The following is a 3,745-nucleotide window of genomic DNA, read 5'->3' on the forward strand; positions in this document are numbered from 1 at the left end:
TACTGAGGTTGAACTCGTGGTGTCGTGCTGCTGATCAGGCGGGCCTGATGACCAGACCGGTCTCGGCGAGGCAGCCGTCTATGAGGTGGCTGCGGTACTGGATGTGCCGTAGGCCGCGTCGGATGCGTTGGACGAGGTGTTCGGGGGTACTGAAGGCGACGTTGGAGAGCCAGCCGCGCCGTAGCAGTGACCAGATCCCTTCGACGGGGTTGAGGTCGGGTGCGTAAGGCGGCAGGTAGTGGATGGTCAGCCAGTCCTGGGCTGCCGCCCATTCCCGCAGGTCGGCGGCTTTGTGGACGTTGAGGTTGTCCCAGACGAGCACGATCGGGCCGCCGAGCTGCTGGTGGGCGGCGATCAGCAGGTCTCGGTAGTCGCGCCAGGAGAAGCTCTTGCGTCCGTCGCGTCGGCCGTCGTCCCGGCGGGGCCGGTAGATCAGCCGGGACCGGTGCCCGGGTTTGTAGCAGGTCAGCGCGGCGATCGATACTCGTCTACGGGACCGGCCGCGGACCCGCACCACCGGGGTCCGGCCGCGCTGGGACCAGGTCTTCGCATGCGGCGGCGTCATGGAGAATCCGGCTTCGTCCTCGAAGACGAGCCAGGCTCCGCGCGCCGCCGCGAGTCTTCCGCGCAGGGCCACACCTCCTTGACCCATCCGGCCACCGCCGCGTCGTCCCGCTCCATCGCGCGTCGGGCCGGCACCTGACAGGACCAGCCGTTACGCACCAGCAGCTTGCGCACACCCTGAATCGTGTAGGTCAGGTGGAAACGCCTGCCGATCACCGTCTTGACCCGCGCCAGCGTCCACCGCTGGTCCTCCCAGCCATGCGAGGCTGGCCCCTTGGCAAGCTCCGCCTCCAGCTGAGCGAACTGCTTCTCGCTTAGCCTCGGCAGCGACGCCGGCCCCTGCGACCGCAGAGCCCGCGGACCGCCCTCATCCCACGTCCGCCGCCACCGCTGCACAGAGCGGACGCTGACCCGCAGGTCCTTGGCGATCACCGCACTCGCCTCGCCCTGGGCGAACCGCTCTGCGGCCTTGAGCCGTAACCCCTCGCGGAACTGCTGCCGTTCGGCGGTCAGCCCGCCCCCTTGTGGATACCGCATGCCTCCGGTGATACCGCAGCAGACGACCAGCCGTCAGCCCCTGCGACACCACGAGTTCAGCCTCAGTAGCTGCCCCTGCCCCACCCGCTTCTCGGTAGTGACGTTCCGTGACGCTGGTGGAGTGTCCGGGCCGTGTTGTGTCAGGGGCCGTAGGGGCTCCAGCGCCCCGAGGAAGGGCCTGAGGTCGTCGGCTCGTGGTTCGGGGATGTCGGGCAGTCGGGGCGGTGTGCTCGCGGGGTTAAGAGGTCGTCTCAACTGGATTGATCATTAGGCTGACTGCCGTGATGGCGATGGTCGAGCGTCTGGTTCCGGACGGCTTGTGGGAGTTGTTCCAGCGGGTGGTTCCGGCTGCCCCGGTGCGTCCGCAGGGCGGCGGGCGACGCCGGTATGGGGATCGGCAAGTGCTCGCGGCGATCGTGTTCGTAGCCACCACAGGCTGTACGTGGCGGCAGCTGCCGCTGGTCTTCGGCCCGTCGGGGCCTACCGCGCACCGGAGGTTCACCGAGTGGAGCCGAGCCCGGGTGTGGGGCAAGCTCCACCGCCTGGTCCTGGACGAGCTCGGTGCCCGCGGCGAGTTGGACTGGTCTCGGTGCGCGATCGACTCGGTGAACATGCGGGCGCTGAAAGGGGGGACCTTACGGGTCCGAATCCCGTAGATCGCGGCAAGAAAGGATCAAAGATCCACTTGATCACCGAGCGGACTGGTCTGCCCATCTCGATCGGGATCTCCGCCGCGAACATGCACGACAGCCAGGGCCTGGAACCCCTCGTGCGCGGCATTCCGCCCATACGCTCGCGCCGCGGACCGCGTAGGCGCCGCCCCGCAAAGCTGCATGCCGACAAGGGGTACGACTACGACCATCTGCGACGGTGGCTGCGCTCGCGGCACATCACACCGCGCATCGCCCGCAAGGGCATCGAATCCTCCCAGCGACTGGGGCGCCACCGCTGGACCGTGGAGCGCACGGTGGCGTGGCTGGCCGGGTGCCGCCGCCTGCATCGCCGCTACGAGCGCAAGGCCGCGCACTTCCTGGCCTTCGCCGGCATCGCCGCGACCCTGATCTGCTACCGACGGCTGGCGGCCTGACCACGACGGTTCCGGGGCTGCGATGATCCAAGGCGTAACCGGATGCCCCCGGGCCTCGGCCTGCCGCTTCGTGCCGAGACCTGTGCGTACACCAGCGAGGTAGCCCATGCCTGACTATCTGAACGCCGTCATGGCGATGCTCGGAGAGGCCCAGAACCGCTACGCCGACCCGTCGGCGTGGGACCGACTCCACGCAGAACTCGGCGTACAACTGCCCTCCGACTACCGGGTCCTCGTGGACGCATACGCCCCGATCGAACTCAACGGCCACCTGTCCCTCTCTCACCCAGCGACCGAGCGGTGGAACCTGGGCCAGTGGATACGCGACACGGCCCGGGCGTGGTCCGAGGTGCCCTGGGACGGCCTCGACGCGGACGAGGATCCTCGCCTGCTGTTCGAACTCAAGGAGCTGAGCTTCGGCACCCGAGAGGGTCTGTGGCCGATCGCGAGTACCGACCGAGGCGAGACGATCTTCCTCTCGGCGGCTGACACCTCATGGCTCCTCGTTGAGGACGGAGAAGGTGGCTGGTCACAGCACCGCATGAGCTTCGCCGAATGGCTGTACCGCTACCTCGTCGGCGAGAACATGGCCGGCCCTCACAGCTCCGCCTTCTACCCCGGCCCGGTGCAACTGCTCAGGCTCCCGATGACCGCCGCCGAACGTCCAGAACCATGTCGCGGCCCGGATCGCGGCATGTAACCCCGTCCCACACGGCAACCGGATCGCCCTCCAGCCCGGAAGACAAGCCAAACGAGACGATCTCTAAGGCGCTCCACGCGTGCTGCTGCCTAGTCGAACCATGCTTCGGCTTCGGTTCTGGTCTGACCCGGGGGCATGGTCTCGACGCGGGTGCGTGCGTACGGCGCTCACGTACTCCGCAAGTCGGGTGGCGTGGCACCATGGGTCTTCCTGTGCCTCGAGGTGTCTGACGCGGTATGCCTCGGCGTATGGGACGTGTGCTCCATTCATGGCGGCTTCCCGGCAGATGCGCTTCTGGCGGGCCGCTTCGATCTCGTCTAGCTGGCCTGCGAGGGAGCGTGCAGGGGGCGACGGCCCATTCGTTCGCCCGGTGCGGCTGGCCTCCACTGAGGACGAAGCGGAGGCGTTCAGAGGGGTGTAATCGAAGCAGGGGATCATGACCCAGGACTTCTGCCTCGGGGTGGTGAGCTGGGTCGGAGGTCTCTTCCGGATGCGACGTTCGAGCCAAGCGGTCTCCGCCTGGCGCCAGAGCGGGCAGCCCCCCATCTGTCGGCTCGGTGATCCACCAGAAGATTTCGGTGTGCTCGCGCAGGGAGTCGAGGCCTTCACGGCCGAGGTGGAAAACCACGTACGGCTGCGCGGGCCGACGCCTTTCCCGTAACTCCGCCATGTCCATCGTCGTCTTGACGCAGCGTTCGGCAACGGCGAAGTCGACGCGGGCCGGCGGCAGGGTGAAAAGGTTGTCGGAGCGCCTGGGCGACCCCGCGCATGGGAGTGAGCTCTTTCCAACCTGTCGGCCAGGAGGGGCGGTTGGGCTGACAGACGGGTGAAGCCCCTGGTAGATGGGTTTTCGACTA

The 3,745-nt window shown here is 67.7% G+C and carries 3 protein-coding genes; 2 read left to right on the forward strand and 1 reads right to left on the reverse strand.

What is annotated here, in order from left to right:
• Window positions 1-34 precede the first annotated feature (34 nt).
• Window positions 35-1,101, reverse strand: a protein-coding gene (locus tag ESG85_RS37055; protein WP_425471196.1) for an IS630 family transposase whose coding sequence is annotated in 2 segments (ribosomal slippage) — window positions 35-655 and window positions 658-1,101 — 1,065 coding nt in all. Because the reading frame shifts where the segments join, the coding sequence is not laid out codon by codon here.
• 290 nt (window positions 1,102-1,391) lie between these two features.
• Between ESG85_RS37055 and ESG85_RS28340 the strand changes: the two genes are divergently transcribed.
• Window positions 1,392-2,188 (forward strand): IS5 family transposase gene (locus ESG85_RS28340; RefSeq protein ID WP_164986340.1). Its coding sequence is split into 2 segments (ribosomal slippage): window positions 1,392-1,725 and window positions 1,725-2,188, totalling 798 coding nucleotides; the frame shifts between segments, so codons are not numbered across the junction.
• A 106-nt stretch (window positions 2,189-2,294) separates the two neighbouring features.
• A complete protein-coding gene (locus tag ESG85_RS28345) occupies window positions 2,295-2,888 on the forward strand; it encodes an SMI1/KNR4 family protein (RefSeq protein WP_128984029.1) in 594 nt (197 codons plus the stop codon).
• The last annotated feature ends 857 nt before the right edge of the window (window positions 2,889-3,745 follow it).

The organism is Streptomyces roseicoloratus, assembly GCF_004117935.1.
Classification (GTDB): domain Bacteria; phylum Actinomycetota; class Actinomycetes; order Streptomycetales; family Streptomycetaceae; genus Streptomyces; species Streptomyces roseicoloratus.

What these genes read in the sequence shown, in the direction of transcription:
- ESG85_RS28345 (WP_128984029.1), top strand. Translation starts at nt 2,295, where the DNA reads ATGCCTGACTATCTGAACGCCGTCATGGCGATGCTCGGAGAGGCCCAG.